Source organism: uncultured Ferrimonas sp. (assembly GCF_947489035.1).
Taxonomy (GTDB): Bacteria; Pseudomonadota; Gammaproteobacteria; order Enterobacterales; family Shewanellaceae; genus Ferrimonas.
Genome location: NZ_CANLCI010000031.1, coordinates 41,979 through 56,954 on the forward strand (window position 1 = coordinate 41,979; position 14,976 = coordinate 56,954).

The window sequence follows — 14,976 nt, forward strand, 5'->3', positions numbered from 1 at the left end:
AAAGGAATACAGTATGATCCCAAGAACCATCTACACCGAAGAACACCTGCAATTTAAGGATTCGGTGGTTAAGTTTTTAGAAGCGGAAGCGGTGCCATTTCATGCCCAGTGGGAGAAAGAGGGCCAAGTATCACGGCAGTTGTGGCTGAAAGCGGGCGAGATGGGCTTGTTGGCGCCAATGACCCCCGAAGCCTACGGCGGCCTTGGCCTCGATTTTCGCTATAACGCCATCGTCGACGAAACCATCAGCGAAATGGGCTTATCGGGCATCGGCTTTGGTCTGCATTCGGACATCGGCGTGCCTTATGTGGTTAACTTTGGCAGCGAACAGCAAAAAACCGAATACCTGCCACGCTGCCTAAGCGGCGAGATCATCACCGCCATCGCCATGACCGAACCTGGCGCGGGCTCGGATCTGCAGGGCATTCGCACCACCGCCGTGAAAGATGGCGATGATTACATCATCAATGGCTCCAAAACCTTCATCACCAACGGCGCCATGGCGGATCTGGTGATCGTTGTGGCCAAAACCGACCCCAGTGCCGGTGCTCGAGGGATCAGCCTGTTCCTGCTGGAAGCGGGCACACCAGGGTTTGAAAAAGGCCAAAACCTCGAAAAAATCGGCATGAAGGCGCAAGACACCTCCGAGCTGTTTTTTAACGACGTGCGGGTGCCGCAAACCGCTTTGTTGGGGCAAGAGGGCATGGGCTTTATCTACCTGATGCAAGAGCTGCCGCAAGAGCGACTCAACATCGCCCTGAACGCCATTGGCGGCATGCGCGGGGTGTTCGATCAAACCATCGCCTACGTTAAAGAGCGTAAAGCCTTTGGCAAAAGCGTCGCCAGTTTCCAGAACACCCAGTTTGTGTTGGCGGATCTGGAAGCCAAGCTGTCGATGATGCAGGTGTATGTGGATCGCTGCATGGAGCTGCATATCAACAAGCAGCTAGACGCGGTGGAAGCGGCCAAAGTGAAGCTGCTGTCAACCGAGCTGCAAGGCGAATTGATCGACGCTTGCTTGCAGCTGCACGGCGGCTACGGCTTTATGTGGGAGTACCCCGTTGCCCGCGCCTACGCCGACGCCCGCGTACAGCGGATCTACGGCGGCACCAACGAGATCATGAAGCTGATCATCGGCCGTGACCTGCTCAAAGAGGGCTAACTGCAGGGGGTGCCTCGCGCCGTCATCTTAACCCGCCCCGTTGCCACCCATTGCTGCTGGCAACGGGGCGTTGTTGTCGGTAGCTTGTCTGCATCCATTTCTAATTCCCCTAGCTCACCCCAACTCAATCCAACCCAACTCAATTCAACCCAGCCAAGGAGCGGCGATGTTTGACCCCCGTGATCCGCACTACCAACAAAAAGTTCGTGCCAGTTTTGGCAAACAAACGCTGATGGCCACCCTCGACGCCAGCTTGCACAGCATCGAACCGGGGCAGGTTGAAATTCACGCCCCCTATAACGCTGCGTTTACCCAGCAACACGGTTTCTTGCACGCCGGTATCGTCTCAAGCTTGATCGACAGCGCCTGCGGATACGCTGCATTTTCGCTGATGCCTGCGGACGCAGAAGTGTTATCCATTGAATTTAAAGTCAACCTGCTCGCCCCTGCCAAAGGCCAGCGGTTTATCGCCATCGGCAAGGTGAAAAAGCCCGGCCGCACCATCACCGTCACCGAAGGCGAGCTGTACGCCATCAACGGCGAACAGCAAAAACTGGTGGCGACCCTAACCGCCACCATGATGACCATCATCGGCCGCGACGACATTAAAGAGTAATTAGGCAGTCATACCCCAAGCAGCAAAGCCAAACAGCAAACAACAAATACGAAAGAAGAAGGGGAGCATGGCTGCTCCCCTGTTTACGTGTACGCCTTAACGGCCGTACTGCGCGTTACAACTTCGCCCCGTCACGTTGCAGTTTTTCGTATATCGCTTCGCGAATGTAGTTTTCAAAGTTGCTGTGGTAGTTAAGCCGGTCGAATTCGTCGGCCCAGTAAGCGGGAAAACGAATGCTTTTGGCTTTGCGGGCTTTCTTATCGGTGGGCGCTGAGTGGGTTTGTGGGCTGTGCATGATGCGATCCTTGCGTTGGTGTTGATATCAAATTGAGCTTAGTTGGGTATCGGATAGATGCCAGTTTGAAATGTGATTTTTTAGTCAACGTGGCTTTTTGCCCATCAATAACCGCATCAGGATCACAGTCTGATTATTGTTGTTGTCGCCGCAGGAACCAATTGCCAATCGCGGCCACTTATAGCCATAACCTGCTATTAAACGACTTCTTATCATGACATTCATCGAGTCGGTGTCGCTGTTTCTGGGGCTGCTGTTTAGCGCCAATCTGCTTTATTTTTCGGGGCAAAAGTGGGGCGCGACGGCCACCGTGGCGGGCACCCTTGTGGCGCTGGCGGCGGCGACCCTATGGCCACTGTTGCTGGCGGCGCTGGTTGCTGCGGCACTGTTGGCGCTGTTGCATTGGCGTCAGCCCCAGTTGGCGCAAGGGCAGGGGCGCGAAAACCCACTGCGAGAGTTAGTTCACCATTTTATGTCGCTGTCGATGGTGTTGGTGGGGCTGCAATACGTGGCATACCACACCTTGTTACTGAACGGCTACGGCGGCTACTTGATCCGCCCCGATGTGGTCGATGGCTTCTTGCCCATCGCCGGTGGCATCGAAATCAAAGCCATATTAACCCTGGGCTTGTGGGATGGCGCTCACCCTGCGGCGGCGGTGATGCTGTTTACCGTGTTGTTAAGTGGCGTACTGTGCAAGCGGGCATTTTGCGGCTGGGCGTGTCCGCTGGGGTTGGGCGGCACCTATCTGTATCGGCTGCGTAAAAAGGTGATCCGTGGTGACGCGCTGCCCCCAGCGTGGCTGGATTGGCCGCTGCGTATGTTGAAATACCTGCTGTTGCTGGGCTTGGGTTACATCATGGTTAGCATGCCCAGTGCGTCGCTGCCTCATTATCTTGAGGGCAACTACCACCAAATTGCCGACGCCAAAATGGGCATGTTCTTCGCCAGCCCCAGCGTGATTGCCGCCATTGTGATTGCGCTGATCTTGGCGCTAGCGGCATGGCAGCAGCAAGCCTTTTGCCGTTATCTGTGCCCTTACGGGGCGGGGTTGGGCTTATTGAGTTTTCTCAGCCCATTGAAAATTCGCCGGAACGACAACCACTGCCTGAACAGCAAAGGGATGAACTGCGACAAGTGCAGCCGAGCTTGCCCTGCGCGGATTGAGGTGCATCAGCAGATCAACATTCGCAGCGACGAATGCCAAGCCTGCATGCGCTGCGTGTCTGCTTGCCCTAAGTCAGCGGCCTTGGGCCTATCTACTCGCTGGGGCTGGCGGTTGTCGGCCACTGGGATCGCGGCGCTGTTGCTGATTTTGCTGTTTGGGTTGCCGCTGTTGGCTTACTTGCTGGGCTTTTGGCACAGCGACGTAACCGATGCGGTGCGGTTGCAACTGCTGCCGTATCTGTCGCAAATCGGCCACTAATACCGCGGCCAAGCCGCAGCAGGCTGATCACCTTAAGGCGCGAACAGGGTTATCGTGGATCAACAGGGGATTGGCCAGCCCCGTTGTGCCGCGCCAATCGGAGCGATTGTTGGAATGGGTTCCAGATCGGGATGACGCCATCAAATACCCCCTACTGGGTATGAATCTTCCTGTCAGTGGCAACGGATTGCTGCTGTTGATGGCAGAAAACGGCCATCTTTTAGAGTGAAAACCCACTTTAAACATGTGGTTACTGGCCATCGTCACCGTCTTACGTTCGGCCTCAGTTTGGAATCGATTCCATTTCTATCATGGCCCCATCTCTAACAGATAGGGTGATGATGATATGACAAATAACACACAACAAGCGCGCCGCCGCTTTCTTAAAGGGCTGGGTGTTGCCGGCGCGGTTGCTGCTGCACCGATGGCTGCACCAGCGTTGGCTTCCTCTATGCGCTCTGATGGCGTTAAGTGGGACAAAACCGTAGACATCGCCATTATTGGCTCTGGCTTTGCTGGATTGGCAGCGGGCATTGAAGCCAAGCGCCAGGGTGCGAACAACGTAACCATCTTTGAAAAGATGCCGGTATTTGGCGGCAACTCCGCCATCAACGGCGGCTTGTATGCGGCGCCTGCTACGCCGATGCAAAAAGAGAAGGGCGTGCAAGATTCGGTTGAACGCATGGTGGCTGATCAGATGAAAGCGGGCCGTGGCATCGCCGATGAAGGCCTGCTGCGTCACGTGGCAGAGCACGCCATGGAAGGGTTGCAACTGGCCATCGACGCCGGTGCTGAGTTCCATCCGTACCTGCAGCAACTGGGCGGTCACTCGGTACCGCGCACCTACCAAACCTCGGTGTCTTGCGGCGCGGGCATTACTCAGCCACTGCTGAAACAAGCACGCAAAGAGGGCGTAGAAACCATCAATCGCATTAAGTTTGATGGCTTTGTGTTGGATAAAGATGGCAAGGTTGAAGGGATCAAACTGAAGCGGGGCTACTACTTCGGCGAAGAAGACAGCGGCACCGAGTTCTTTGTTCGCGCCACTCGCGGCGTGATCATGGCCACCGGTGGGTTTGCCCAGAACGTGAATCTGCGGATGGCGCAAGATCCAACCCTTACCGCCGAAGTAGGCTGCACCAACGCCAAAGGCGCCACCGGCGAAGGCATGTTCGAAATGTTCCGTTTAGGCGCCATTCCAGTGCACATGGCGCACATCCAATCCGGCCCGTGGGCATCCCCTGATGAAGGCGGGTTCGGCTACGTGTCCAACTACTCGATCTTCAACTTCCCTCACTCCATCGCCATCAACCGCATGACCGGCGAGCGTTTCATGAACGAAATCGCCGATCGTAAGACCCGTGCCGATGCCGAATTGAACTGTCGCGATGCCGAAGGCAAGCCGCTGCCCCCAATCATGGTCACCAGCTGGGAACACGCCAAGCAGCACCCGAACGCCAAGAAGGTGTTGAAGTACGGTGTGGGTTGGAAGTTCGACACCTTGGAAGCGCTGGCTAAGCACTTTGACGTGCCGCTGAAGCCGCTGCAAGCGCAGATCGAACAGTACAACCAGTACGTTAAGTCCGGCGTTGACGAGCAGTTTGGCAAGAACATGGGCAAAGCCAAAGGCAAGTACATCCAAGCGCCATTTAGCGTGGTGCGCTTATGGCCAAAGGTGCACTACTGCCAAGGCGGGGTGCAGATCACCAAAGAAGCCAAGGTATTGGATTCCTTCACCGGTAAGCCGATCCCGAACCTGTTTGCCGCAGGCGAGGTAACTGGTGGGGTGCATGGGGTTAGCCGTTTGGGTAGCTGTTCTATCCCAGAGTGTGTGGTGATGGGCATGACCGCCTCTCGCAGCATCATGCAAGCCTAACTGACCGATCTAGAGGAATCTCATTATGAAGAAATTATTGACTCTGGCGGCGGTGCTAAGCCTCGCCTTTGGTGCCCAAGCGGCGGATCTGCAAGCCAGTGACAGCTTGGTAAAAATGGGGCCGAAACTGGGCCGCGATTACCACCAAATGAACTACGACATGGGCTGTGATTCTTGCCACGACAACGGCCTGCGTGTGCGGCCATCGGATCAGGCTTGTGACAGCTGCCACGACATCGACGAGCTGGCCAAGGTTACCGCTCGCGCCGGTGATGAAGTGCTGCAAAACCCGCACAACAACCTGCACTACGGCAAAGAGGTGCCTTGTACCGAATGCCACGGTGAGCACCAAGCCAAGCCGCCAATGTGCAACAGCTGTCACACCTTTAAATTTGCTGAACATAAGCAGTGATAGTGGGTTTAGGGTTGCGTTAACAACAGTGCATTCATCCTCACTATGGCGTAACCCAAGCACCCATTGAAGAAAGGCATCACGGCCGCAACCGTGGTGCTTTTTTTTACGAAAAAAGGCATTAATTCGATGAAAAAATCCCTAATTCTGGCCAGCCTACTGTGCAGTGCTAGCACCCTAGCGGCGGACATTCCTGACTTTTTGGACGCCAACGAAATCAACAACGCCGAGTTTCATTGCTTGGGCGAACCACAAACTTACAGCGCCGCAGAGCAGCCGCTGGTGGATACCCTGTGGGCAGAAACCTTGCAGTATTTGGAAGGCTATGCAGTAGCGCTTTCCAGCACCGATGGCAACTGCCGGAATTCTGATAACACCATGGTGCAAACCAACACCGCCGATCTGCACGGGCCGCAGTACATGTGCATTATGGATCAGCGCGATATGCAGCTGATGGTGAAGCACATCTACGCCATCATCAACAACGCCGACAAAGCCAAACAGTGTTTTGGTGCCCGCCAAGATGTGGACTGGATCTACAGCCCCGGTGGTGAACTGGAGCAAAGCTCGGCGGTGGCCAAGTGGCTAAACCGCACCACCTTTAGCGAGTTCTTTCAACGCGTAAACACCAATGATCAGGTGCGTGAGTTTGGGGCCAATTTCAGCGAAAACTTCAGCAAGATGGTTACCGGCGACGACATCCAGATGCCGAAAGCCTTTCCGTTTGATGTGTCCGCCAACGCCTTGCCAAACCTGTGGGCTTCGGTGGGGTGGTTCCCGATGTACGCCGCCGATTCCGAACGCAATCAGCGCAACTTCGATAAAACCCGTGGCAACTACGCCTACGCCGAAGTGTTAGGTCATTGGGGCTTGCTGCGCATTGATTCCATTAACGACGAAAAAGTGGGGGCCGAAGTGGGTATGGTGGCGCAGCGGATCGACTCGTTCTATCCCTACCATAACCACGCCATCAGCGAGATCTACTACACCATCCGTGAACCCGCCTGCACCAACGAGTTTAAAAACTTCGCCCTGCGGGAAAACAGCCCACTGGTGCAGACCGTCAGCGAAACCGACACCATTCGTGAAGTGGAATTCGACGCCGGCATGGCCAACGAACACCTGTTTTGGGCGTCCACCTCCCCAAGCAAAGATGACTTGATCTACTTCCACCCCAACACCATTCACGCCTTTGAATACGCCGGTGCCGATTGCCACGCGCAGCCACAACAAAAGGCGATTGTGACGGTATGGGCGCGCTCTAATGCCCACGATAAGCGCAACGATTACGGCACCACTCGCCTGTGTGAATCCGCCGCTACGCCAAACACCCCGGCGCTGCGCGGCGCGAAGATCCGCTGTGATCTGACCAAGACCAAGTACTAAACCCTTGTACTAGGATTAGCGATTAACGCTAAGGCAACGGCGCAATTGATCCCTGCAAGGATTGCGCGGTTGCCGCGGTTTTTTAGCAGTATTAACAACAAAGGCCACCGAAATCGGTGGCCTTTGTTGTTTTTGCAAGGTGTTGCTGTTGTAGGTTGAATTAGCCGCAGGCGTAATCCAACGATTTTATGGTTTGGCGTGGTTGGGTTTGGTGTGGTCGGGTTTGATGTGGTGTGTTGTGGCTGTCACGTTACGCCGAAAAGCGCGGCTAACGTGACCTACGCGGCTGTTGTAGGTTGAATTAGCCGCAGGCGTAATCCAACGATTTTATGGTTGGGTGTGGTTGGGTTTGGTGTGGTGTGTTGTGGCTGTCACGTTACGCCGAAAAGCGCGGCTAACGTGACCTACGCGGCTGTTGTAGGTTGAATTAGCCGTAGGCGTAATCCAACGAGTTTATGGTGTGGTTTGGTGTGGTTGGGTTTGGTGTGGCTGTCACGTTACGCCGAAAAGCGCGGCTAACGTGACCTACGCGGCTGTTGTAGGTTGAATTAGCCGCAGGCGTAATCCAACGAGTTTATGGTTGGGTGTGGTTGGGTGTGGTTGGGTGTGGTTTGGTTCGGTGTGGTGCGGCCATGTGAATTTGGCTCAACAATTAACGAAGACACAGCCTAAGAAAAGGCCACCCCCAAATGGGTGGCCTTAGGTTGTGTTTGCAGGGTGCAGCTGTCCTCTGGCCACGGTTCTAGCCGCAGGCGTCAACCTGCAACGTTGTGGCGTGGCGGCGGAGCACTTGCTGTTACCACAGCTTCAGCTGGGGGCGCAGCCAAGATTGGATGCCGCAACTGAGCAGCATCAAACTGCCTTTGATTGGCCCATGCATGGTTAACAGGTGGCGCCGATACAGCGACGCGTACACCAGCCGTGCTGGCGCACCGGCCACCTGCAAGCCGCCGCACCAATGGGAGAACATATTGCCGACGGTTGTGAAGCGCGCCAAGTTAACAAAGCTGCCCAGATCTTTATAAACGTAGCGTTTTAACGGCGCTTGCGGGTTGCGTAATAGCGCCATCAGGTTATCGCCCACCAGCAGCGCCATCTGCCGTGCCGTTTGCCCTCGTGGCGGTAAGAAGCTGCCATCGTTTTGGGGCACCGCGGCGCAGTCGCCAAAGGCAAAGATCCGAGCATCGCTGTGGCTTTGGCCATTATCAGCCACCAACAGTTGATTGTTGCGATTTACCTTTAGACCCAAACTGGCCAGCACCTCTGGTGCCTTCACGCCAGCTGCCCATAGGGTTAAATCGGTGTCGATCGATTCGCCGTTCTTGGTGTGCACACTGTGTGGATTCACTTGGGTGACGATGGTATTGGTGCGTACGCTCACGCCAATTTCCAAGAGCTTGTCGTGCACGGATTGGCGCAGCGTGGATTTAGGCAAGGCGGGCATAACCGAATCCGAAGCTTCGATCAGGGTGATCTGCAGAAGCTGTTCGTCGATGTTATAGCCATAGCCTTTAAGGGCATGAGCCATGTGGTGCATTTCGGCGGCCATTTCGACCCCAGTGGCACCGGCCCCCACAATCGCCATCTTCATTTGCCCTTGGCGCTGGCCGTTGGCGTGCTGCATAAATTGGTGCTGGATCCGTTCGCGCAGGGTCATGGCTTGGCTGGTTAAATCCAGCGAATAGGCATGCTGCTTGACCCCATCGATCCCAAAGTCGTTACTGACTGCGCCAATGCCCAGCACCAGATAATCGTATTCCAGCTCGAGCTCGGTTAATACCGTTGCGCCGTTGCTGTTGTATAACGGCGCTAGGGTGATGGTTTGCGTGTTACGGTTTAACCCGGTTAGCGCCCCTTGCTGAAACAGATAGCCGTTGTGGGCGCCATGCACTTGGTAGTCAATGGCGTTCACCCCTTCATCTAAGCTGCCGGTGGCCAGTTCGTGCAGCAATGGTTTCCAAATATGGTGGCTGCTGACGTCCACTAAGGTGATCTGCGCTCGCCCTTTTTTACCCAGCTTGTTGCCCAGTTTTTTGACGAGTTCCATGCCGCCGGCTCCACCACCGACAACGACGATTTTTTTCATAATAGGATCCAATAAGAGTGTGCCTGCTGGCAGGAAATAGGGGGGAACGAGTGGCTTAGTGGCCGTGACTGAGGTTGATCAGCATCACACCAGCGGCGATCAGCAGCATGCCCAGCCAGACATTGGCATCAAGGTGTTGCCGATAGATCAGCGTTGACATCAGGGTAACGGCAACGATAGCCAAGCCCGCCCACAGGGCATGCACAATGCCCACGGGCATCCCTTTCATCGCTTGGCTTAAAAACAGAAAGGCGGATAAGTGGCCAACCAACACCAGTGCGGCCGGGATCGGCCGACTAAAGCCATCGGTGGCCTTCAGTGCCACATGGGATAGGGCTTCGGCGGCAACGCCAAGTAACAGGAACAACCAACTCATCAATCTGCCTTTGCCAATTCGTGTTTGATGGCGGCCATTATATTGATGTGGTGGAAGATGATAATCGCCCCCTTTTGCAAATTACTTTTACCAAATGGTAATAATAAGCAACGAGCTAGTAAGGCAGGACAACCGCAGGGGGAAACCGCAACCGCCGCCCATTGGGCGGCGGTTGTTCGGCAGCGATAAGCAAGGTCATGGCCGTGGTTACCACAACTTCAACTGGGGGCGCAGATAACGCTGCATGCCGTTAAGCGCCAGCATGAACACCCCTTTGACAGGGCCGTGCATGGTCCACAGATGGCGACGATACAGCGACGCGTACACAAAGCGAGCCGGGCCACCCACCACCGCTAATCCGCCACGGAAACAAGAGAACAGATTGCCGACGGTTGAAAAGCGCGACAGGTTTACGATCGACCCTAAGTCTTGGTAAACGTACTCTTGCAGTGGTGTGGATTCACCGCGGTGCAGGCTGATCAGGTTGTTGGCCACCACCAGCGCCATCTGCCGTGCGGTTTGCGCCCGTGGTGGCGCAAAGCTGCCATCGGGCTGAGGAACGGCAGCGCAATCGCCAAAGGCAAAAATACGTTCGTCGCTGTGGCTGCGGCCATTGCCGTGCACCAGCACTTGGTTGGCGCGGTTGATGTCGAGCCCCAGCTCTTGCATCACCTCTGGGGCTTTTACCCCAGCGGCCCACAGGATCAGATCCGCATCGATAAAGGTGCCATCTTTGGTGGCCAAACCGGCTTCGCGTACTTCGGTCACAAAGGTGTTGGTGCGCACGGTCACGCCCAGCTCCAGCAGCTTGTTGTGCACCGCTTGGCGCAAACTGGCTTTGGGCAGGGTAGGCATCACCGAATCGGACGCTTCAACGATGGTGATGTTAAGCAGATCGTCACTGATGTTGTAGCCGTAGTCGCGCAGGGTTTTGGCCATGTGGTGCAGCTCGGCTGACATCTCGACCCCGGTGGCACCGGCGCCCACAATGGCCATGTTCAAACGGCCGCTGCGCTGGCCGTGGGCGTGTTGGATAAACAGGGTTTTAATGCGTTCACGCAGGCTCATGGCGCTGCTGATCAGATCCAGCGAATGGCTGTATTGGCGCACGCCAGGGGTGCCAAAGTCGTTGGTTACGGCACCAATGCCCAGCACGAGGTAGTCGTAACTCAGTTCGCGGGCGGGCAACACTTGTTGTCCGGCGGCGTCCAGCAGTGGCGCCAGGGTAATTTTGCGGGCGGCTTTATCCAGCCCAATTAGGCTGCCTTGCTGGTAGCGATAGCCGTTGTGGGCACCATGCACTTGGTAGTCGATGGCGTTGATCCCTTCATCCAAGCTGCCGGTAGCCAGTTCGTGCAGCAACGGTTTCCAGATGTGATGGCTGCTGACGTCAACCAAGGTGATCTCGGCACTGCCTTGCTTACCCAGCTTGTTGCCCAGCTTTTTAACCAGCTCCATGCCGCCGGCGCCGCCGCCAATCACCACAATCTTATCCATCTTCTGCTCCGTCGCTGTGCGTGTAACTAAATTACACAAAGTTGCTGTATCTGCCGCTAAGGCTAGAGCATTATGAAAGTTAATTACAGGTGGAGGAAAAACGGTCAGCGAGCAAGAAGTGCGCGTTGCGGCTTAGTTAGCATAAAAAAACGCCACCGTTAAGGCAGCGTTTTGGGCAGAACCGATGGCGCTTAGGCTGTTACTAAGTGGCTTGCGTGGAAGCGCAAATGGGCTTCGATAAAGCTGGCGATAAAGTAATAGCTGTGGTCGTAACCGTCGTGACGGTGCAACGTTAGTGGGTAGCCGCTAACCTCGGCAGCCTGCTGCAGCGCCTGTGGTTGCAGCTGCTCGGGCAAGAAGTTGTCGCCGTCGCCCTGATCCACCAAGGCGGGCAGTTGCGTCTGATTGGCGCTGGCGGCCATCAGCTTACAGCTGTCGTATTGCGCCCATGCGGCGGGGTTGTCGCCCAAGTAAGCGGTGAACGCTTTTTGACCCCAAGGCACATCCGAAGGATTTACGATTGGGCTAAACGCCGAAACCGATTGGTAACGTTCGGGATTACGCAGGGCGATCATTAATGCACCGTGACCGCCCATGGAGTGGCCGGCGATGGCGCGTTGCTGGGTTACGGGAAACTGAGCTTCGATCAAAGCAGGCAGCTCGTTGACGACGTAATCGTACATCTGAAAGTGCTGCTGCCACGGCGCTTGGGTGGCGTTAACGTAAAAGCCTGCGCCTTGGCCTAAGTCGTAACCGTCGTCGTTAGCCACGTGGTCGCCACGGGGGCTGGTGTCTGGGGCAACAATGGCGATGCCTAACTCGGCGGCGATGCGGTGAGCACCGGCTTTTTGCATGAAGTTTTCGTCGCTGCAGGTTAAGCCCGATAACCAGTACAGCACTGGCACCGCTTGGGTTTGCGCTTGCGGTGGCAGGTAGATGGCAAAGCGCATGTCGCCGTTTACGGCGCGGCTGCGATGTTGGTATTGCTTGTGCCAGCCGCCAAAGCTTTTAGCGGCAGACAAATGAGTAATGTCTTGCATGGGGGTTCCTGAAAACATGGCCGTTGAAACAATAACGCCCCAGCAAGACTGGGGCGCTAATGGTAAGTACGGGCTTACTTATCTAAATGCAGTACGGTACGAATGCTCTTACCTTCGTGCATCAGGTGGAAGGCGTCGTTCACCTCTTCCAAGCTCATGGTGTGGGTGATGAAATCATCCAGCTTGAACTCGCCCGCCATGTAACGTTCAACGTACTCTGGCAATTCAGAGCGGCCTTTTACGCCACCAAAGGCAGAGCCTTTCCATACGCGGCCGGTGACCAGCTGGAACGGACGGGTAGAGATCTCTTGGCCAGCACCGGCTACGCCGATAACCACGGATTCGCCCCACCCTTTGTGGCAGCACTCTAAGGCGCTGCGCATCAGGTGCACGTTACCAACACACTCAAACGAGAAGTCGACGCCGCCGTCGGTCATCTCAACAATTACTTCTTGAATTGGCTTGTCGAAGTTCTTTGGGTTAACGCAATCGGTTGCGCCTAACTTGGTGGCCAAGTCGAACTTAGATTCGTTGATGTCGATGGCGATGATGCGACCGGCTTTGGCCATTTTAGCGCCGATAATGGCAGACAGACCGATGCCGCCTAAGCCGAATACCGCCACGGTGTCGCCTTCTTTTACATCGGCGGTGTTGGTTACCGCGCCCATGCCAGTGGTAACGCCACAACCCAGTAAGCACACTTCTTCCAGTGGCGCTTCTTTGTTGATCTTCGCCAGCGAGATCTCTGGCAATACGGTGTATTCGCTGAAGGTAGAGCAACCCATGTAGTGGAAGATTGGCTCGCCGTTGATGCTAAAGCGGCTGGTGCCGTCTGGCATTAGGCCCTTGCCTTGGGTTTCGCGGATCTTCTGGCACAGGTTGGTTTTGCCAGACTGACAGAATTTACATTCGCCACACTCCGGGGTGTACAGCGGGATCACGTGGTCGCCAACTTGCACGCTGGTAACGCCTTCGCCGATGGACTCAACCACACCGCCGCCTTCGTGGCCCAAGATGGATGGGAAGATCCCTTCTGGATCGTCACCAGACAGGGTAAAGGCATCGGTGTGACATACGCCGGTTGCGATGATCTTCACTCGAACTTCGCCCGCTTTGGGTGGTGCAACATCAACGGTTTCTAATTTCAGTGGTTGGCCAGCGGCCCATGCAACCATTGCTTTCGATTTAAGGGTTTGAGCAGTCATCAACAATTCCTCATGCAGTTAACTGGTAAGCAACGGGGGTTGCTTCAATGGCGACCATTATATTGATGGCAGGCACAATGATAATGACCTTGATTGGTAAATTACTTTTACTGTGGTGTAATAATCAGGGTGGTGTGCGTACGAATACAGGAAAGATAGATGTTTAATTGGGATGGGATCAGCGAATTTATCGCGGTGGTGGAAACCGAGAGCTTTACCGCGGCCGCCAAACGGTTGGGGATCTCAACCGCGCAAGTCAGCCGCCAAGTGAGCGCCTTAGAGCAGCGCTTAGCCGCCAAGCTGTTTTACCGCACCACGCGGCGCGTCACCGTTACTGAAACGGGGCAGCTGTATTACCAGCACTGCAAGCCGCTGTTAGAAGGGCTTGAAGAAGCGGAGCGGGTGATCAGCAATCTGCAGGCCACGCCCAGAGGCAAGCTGAAGGTAACTGCGCCGGTTACTTATGGCGAACAAGCCATTGCTCCGGCGTTAAACCGCTTTTGTTTGCAGTACCCAGATCTGGAAGTGGAGCTGCACCTCAGCAACCGCAAGCTGGATCTGGTGGATGAAAACTTCGATTTGGCTATCCGCTTGGGTCAGTTGCAGGATTCCAGCATGATGGCCAGCAAGCTGGGGCAACGCAGCCAGTTTGTGTGTGCCGCCCCCAGTTATCTGGCCGCCCACGGCGAACCCCATAGCTTATCGGAGCTTAGCCAGCACAACTGCTTGGTGGGCAACATTGAGCATTGGCGTTTTGCCCAAGGGGAGCGTTCGCGCAGCATTAAGGTCAGCGGCAGCTTGCGTTGCAACAGCGGTAAGGCGCTGCTGGATGCGGGGTTGTTGGGGTTAGGGTTGGTGCAGCTGCCGGATTATTACGTGGCCGATCACCTTAACTCCGGGCAGTTGGTCGAGGTGCTTGCGCCGTTTCGCCAGCCTGACGATGGGATCTGGGCGGTGTACCCTCACAATCGGCATTTATCGCCCAAAATTCGCCTGCTGCTGGAGCACTTCAAAAGCAGTTTTTAACGCTGTTTGGGGGGATTGATGGGGGGTGGTGAACGGTTGTGAGCTTGTCGCCATAAATGGCGATCTACGGGGGAAATCACAGCGCCGAGTGGTCGGTTACGTTAGCCGCGGTTTAGCATAACGTGACAGCCAAGCCGAGATGATCCCCGTGATTGGCGCATCGTTGTTCGATTACGCCTGCGGCTAATCGCACCTACCAAGGCGGTGTTCAGAATAGTAGGTCCCGTTAGCCGTTCTTTGGCGTAACGTGACAAGCCAAGCCATGCCGAGATGATCCCCGCCATTACCGCAATTGTTCGATTACGGCTGCGGCGAATCGCACCTACCAAGGCGGTGTTCAGAATAGTAGGTCCCGTTAGCCGCTTTTTGGCGTAACGTGACAAGCCATGCCAAGCCGAGATGATCCCTGCGATTAGCGCACGATTGTTCGATTACGCCTGTGGCGAATCGCACCTACCAAGGCGGTGTTCAGAATAGTAGGTCCCGTTAGCCGCTGTTTGGCGTAACGTGACAAGCCATGCCAAGCCGAGATGATCCCTGCGATTAGCGCACGATTGTTCGATTACGCCTGTG

General features: G+C 55.5%; 13 protein-coding genes. 7 read left to right on the forward strand and 6 right to left on the reverse strand.

The window, feature by feature from the left end:
- Positions 1 to 13: 13 nt before the first annotated feature.
- Entirely contained in the window at positions 14 to 1,162 is a 1,149-nt protein-coding gene (locus Q0796_RS15785) for an acyl-CoA dehydrogenase family protein (protein WP_298444885.1), read from the forward strand.
- Between the two features lie 166 nt (positions 1,163 to 1,328).
- Positions 1,329 to 1,778, forward strand: coding sequence for a PaaI family thioesterase (locus Q0796_RS15790; protein ID WP_298444886.1), 450 nt, complete (start codon positions 1,329 to 1,331; stop codon positions 1,776 to 1,778).
- 115 nt (positions 1,779 to 1,893) lie between these two features.
- Here Q0796_RS15790 and Q0796_RS15795 read toward each other — a convergent pair whose 3' ends face one another.
- A complete protein-coding gene (locus Q0796_RS15795; RefSeq protein ID WP_298444887.1) occupies positions 1,894 to 2,073 on the reverse strand; it encodes a hypothetical protein in 180 nt (59 codons plus the stop codon).
- 214 nt (positions 2,074 to 2,287) lie between these two features.
- On the opposite strand from Q0796_RS15795, the gene Q0796_RS15800 reads away from it, so the two are divergent.
- From Q0796_RS15800 to Q0796_RS15815, 4 genes are all read left to right on the forward strand, one after another.
- Positions 2,288 to 3,499 carry a 4Fe-4S binding protein gene (locus tag Q0796_RS15800; RefSeq protein WP_298444888.1) on the forward strand — a complete coding sequence of 404 codons (1,212 nt, stop codon included), beginning with the start codon at positions 2,288 to 2,290 and terminating at the stop codon, positions 3,497 to 3,499.
- Positions 3,500 to 3,845: 346 nt separating this feature from the next.
- A complete protein-coding gene (locus Q0796_RS15805) occupies positions 3,846 to 5,375 on the forward strand; it encodes a flavocytochrome c (protein ID WP_298444889.1) in 1,530 nt (509 codons plus the stop codon).
- A 25-nt stretch (positions 5,376 to 5,400) separates the two neighbouring features.
- Complete coding sequence (locus Q0796_RS15810; RefSeq protein WP_298444890.1) at positions 5,401 to 5,787, forward strand: cytochrome c3 family protein; 387 nt, start codon at positions 5,401 to 5,403, stop codon at positions 5,785 to 5,787.
- Positions 5,788 to 5,916: 129 nt separating this feature from the next.
- Complete coding sequence (locus Q0796_RS15815; RefSeq protein ID WP_298444891.1) at positions 5,917 to 7,173, forward strand: hypothetical protein; 1,257 nt, start codon at positions 5,917 to 5,919, stop codon at positions 7,171 to 7,173.
- A 796-nt stretch (positions 7,174 to 7,969) separates the two neighbouring features.
- On the opposite strand, the gene Q0796_RS15820 is transcribed toward Q0796_RS15815, so the two are convergent.
- From Q0796_RS15820 to Q0796_RS15840, 5 genes are all read right to left on the reverse strand, one after another.
- The gene (locus Q0796_RS15820; RefSeq protein ID WP_298444892.1) at positions 7,970 to 9,259 is read right to left on the reverse strand and encodes an NAD(P)/FAD-dependent oxidoreductase; all 1,290 of its coding nucleotides are present in this window, start codon (positions 9,257 to 9,259) and stop codon (positions 7,970 to 7,972) included.
- A gap of 55 nt (positions 9,260 to 9,314) precedes the next feature.
- Positions 9,315 to 9,635, reverse strand: coding sequence for a multidrug efflux SMR transporter (locus Q0796_RS15825; protein ID WP_298444893.1), 321 nt, complete (start codon positions 9,633 to 9,635; stop codon positions 9,315 to 9,317).
- Between the two features lie 207 nt (positions 9,636 to 9,842).
- A complete protein-coding gene (locus Q0796_RS15830) occupies positions 9,843 to 11,132 on the reverse strand; it encodes an NAD(P)/FAD-dependent oxidoreductase (RefSeq protein WP_298444894.1) in 1,290 nt (429 codons plus the stop codon).
- Between the two features lie 191 nt (positions 11,133 to 11,323).
- Positions 11,324 to 12,172, reverse strand: a complete 849-nt coding sequence (fghA, locus tag Q0796_RS15835) for an S-formylglutathione hydrolase (protein WP_298444895.1) — start codon at positions 12,170 to 12,172, stop codon at positions 11,324 to 11,326.
- A 74-nt stretch (positions 12,173 to 12,246) separates the two neighbouring features.
- Positions 12,247 to 13,377, reverse strand: coding sequence for an S-(hydroxymethyl)glutathione dehydrogenase/class III alcohol dehydrogenase (locus Q0796_RS15840; RefSeq protein ID WP_298444896.1), 1,131 nt, complete (start codon positions 13,375 to 13,377; stop codon positions 12,247 to 12,249).
- 159 nt (positions 13,378 to 13,536) lie between these two features.
- Here Q0796_RS15840 and Q0796_RS15845 point away from each other — a divergent pair, with 159 nt between their 5' ends.
- Complete coding sequence (locus tag Q0796_RS15845) at positions 13,537 to 14,403, forward strand: LysR family transcriptional regulator (protein WP_298444897.1); 867 nt, start codon at positions 13,537 to 13,539, stop codon at positions 14,401 to 14,403.
- Positions 14,404 to 14,976 lie beyond the last annotated feature (573 nt).

Excerpts from the sequence above, each read along its gene's own strand:
- Q0796_RS15785 (WP_298444885.1), top strand. The coding sequence starts at position 14 with ATGATCCCAAGAACCATCTACACCGAAGAACACCTGCAATTTAAGGAT.
- Q0796_RS15790 (WP_298444886.1), top strand. The coding sequence starts at position 1,329 with ATGTTTGACCCCCGTGATCCGCACTACCAACAAAAAGTTCGTGCCAGT.
- Q0796_RS15795 (WP_298444887.1), bottom strand. The coding sequence starts at position 2,073 with ATGCACAGCCCACAAACCCACTCAGCGCCCACCGATAAGAAAGCCCGC.
- Q0796_RS15800 (WP_298444888.1), top strand. The coding sequence starts at position 2,288 with ATGACATTCATCGAGTCGGTGTCGCTGTTTCTGGGGCTGCTGTTTAGC.
- Q0796_RS15805 (WP_298444889.1), top strand. The coding sequence starts at position 3,846 with ATGACAAATAACACACAACAAGCGCGCCGCCGCTTTCTTAAAGGGCTG.
- Q0796_RS15810 (WP_298444890.1), top strand. The coding sequence starts at position 5,401 with ATGAAGAAATTATTGACTCTGGCGGCGGTGCTAAGCCTCGCCTTTGGT.
- Q0796_RS15815 (WP_298444891.1), top strand. The coding sequence starts at position 5,917 with ATGAAAAAATCCCTAATTCTGGCCAGCCTACTGTGCAGTGCTAGCACC.
- Q0796_RS15820 (WP_298444892.1), bottom strand. The coding sequence starts at position 9,259 with ATGAAAAAAATCGTCGTTGTCGGTGGTGGAGCCGGCGGCATGGAACTC.
- Q0796_RS15825 (WP_298444893.1), bottom strand. The coding sequence starts at position 9,635 with ATGAGTTGGTTGTTCCTGTTACTTGGCGTTGCCGCCGAAGCCCTATCC.
- Q0796_RS15830 (WP_298444894.1), bottom strand. The coding sequence starts at position 11,132 with ATGGATAAGATTGTGGTGATTGGCGGCGGCGCCGGCGGCATGGAGCTG.
- fghA (WP_298444895.1), bottom strand. The coding sequence starts at position 12,172 with ATGCAAGACATTACTCATTTGTCTGCCGCTAAAAGCTTTGGCGGCTGG.
- Q0796_RS15840 (WP_298444896.1), bottom strand. The coding sequence starts at position 13,377 with ATGACTGCTCAAACCCTTAAATCGAAAGCAATGGTTGCATGGGCCGCT.
- Q0796_RS15845 (WP_298444897.1), top strand. The coding sequence starts at position 13,537 with ATGTTTAATTGGGATGGGATCAGCGAATTTATCGCGGTGGTGGAAACC.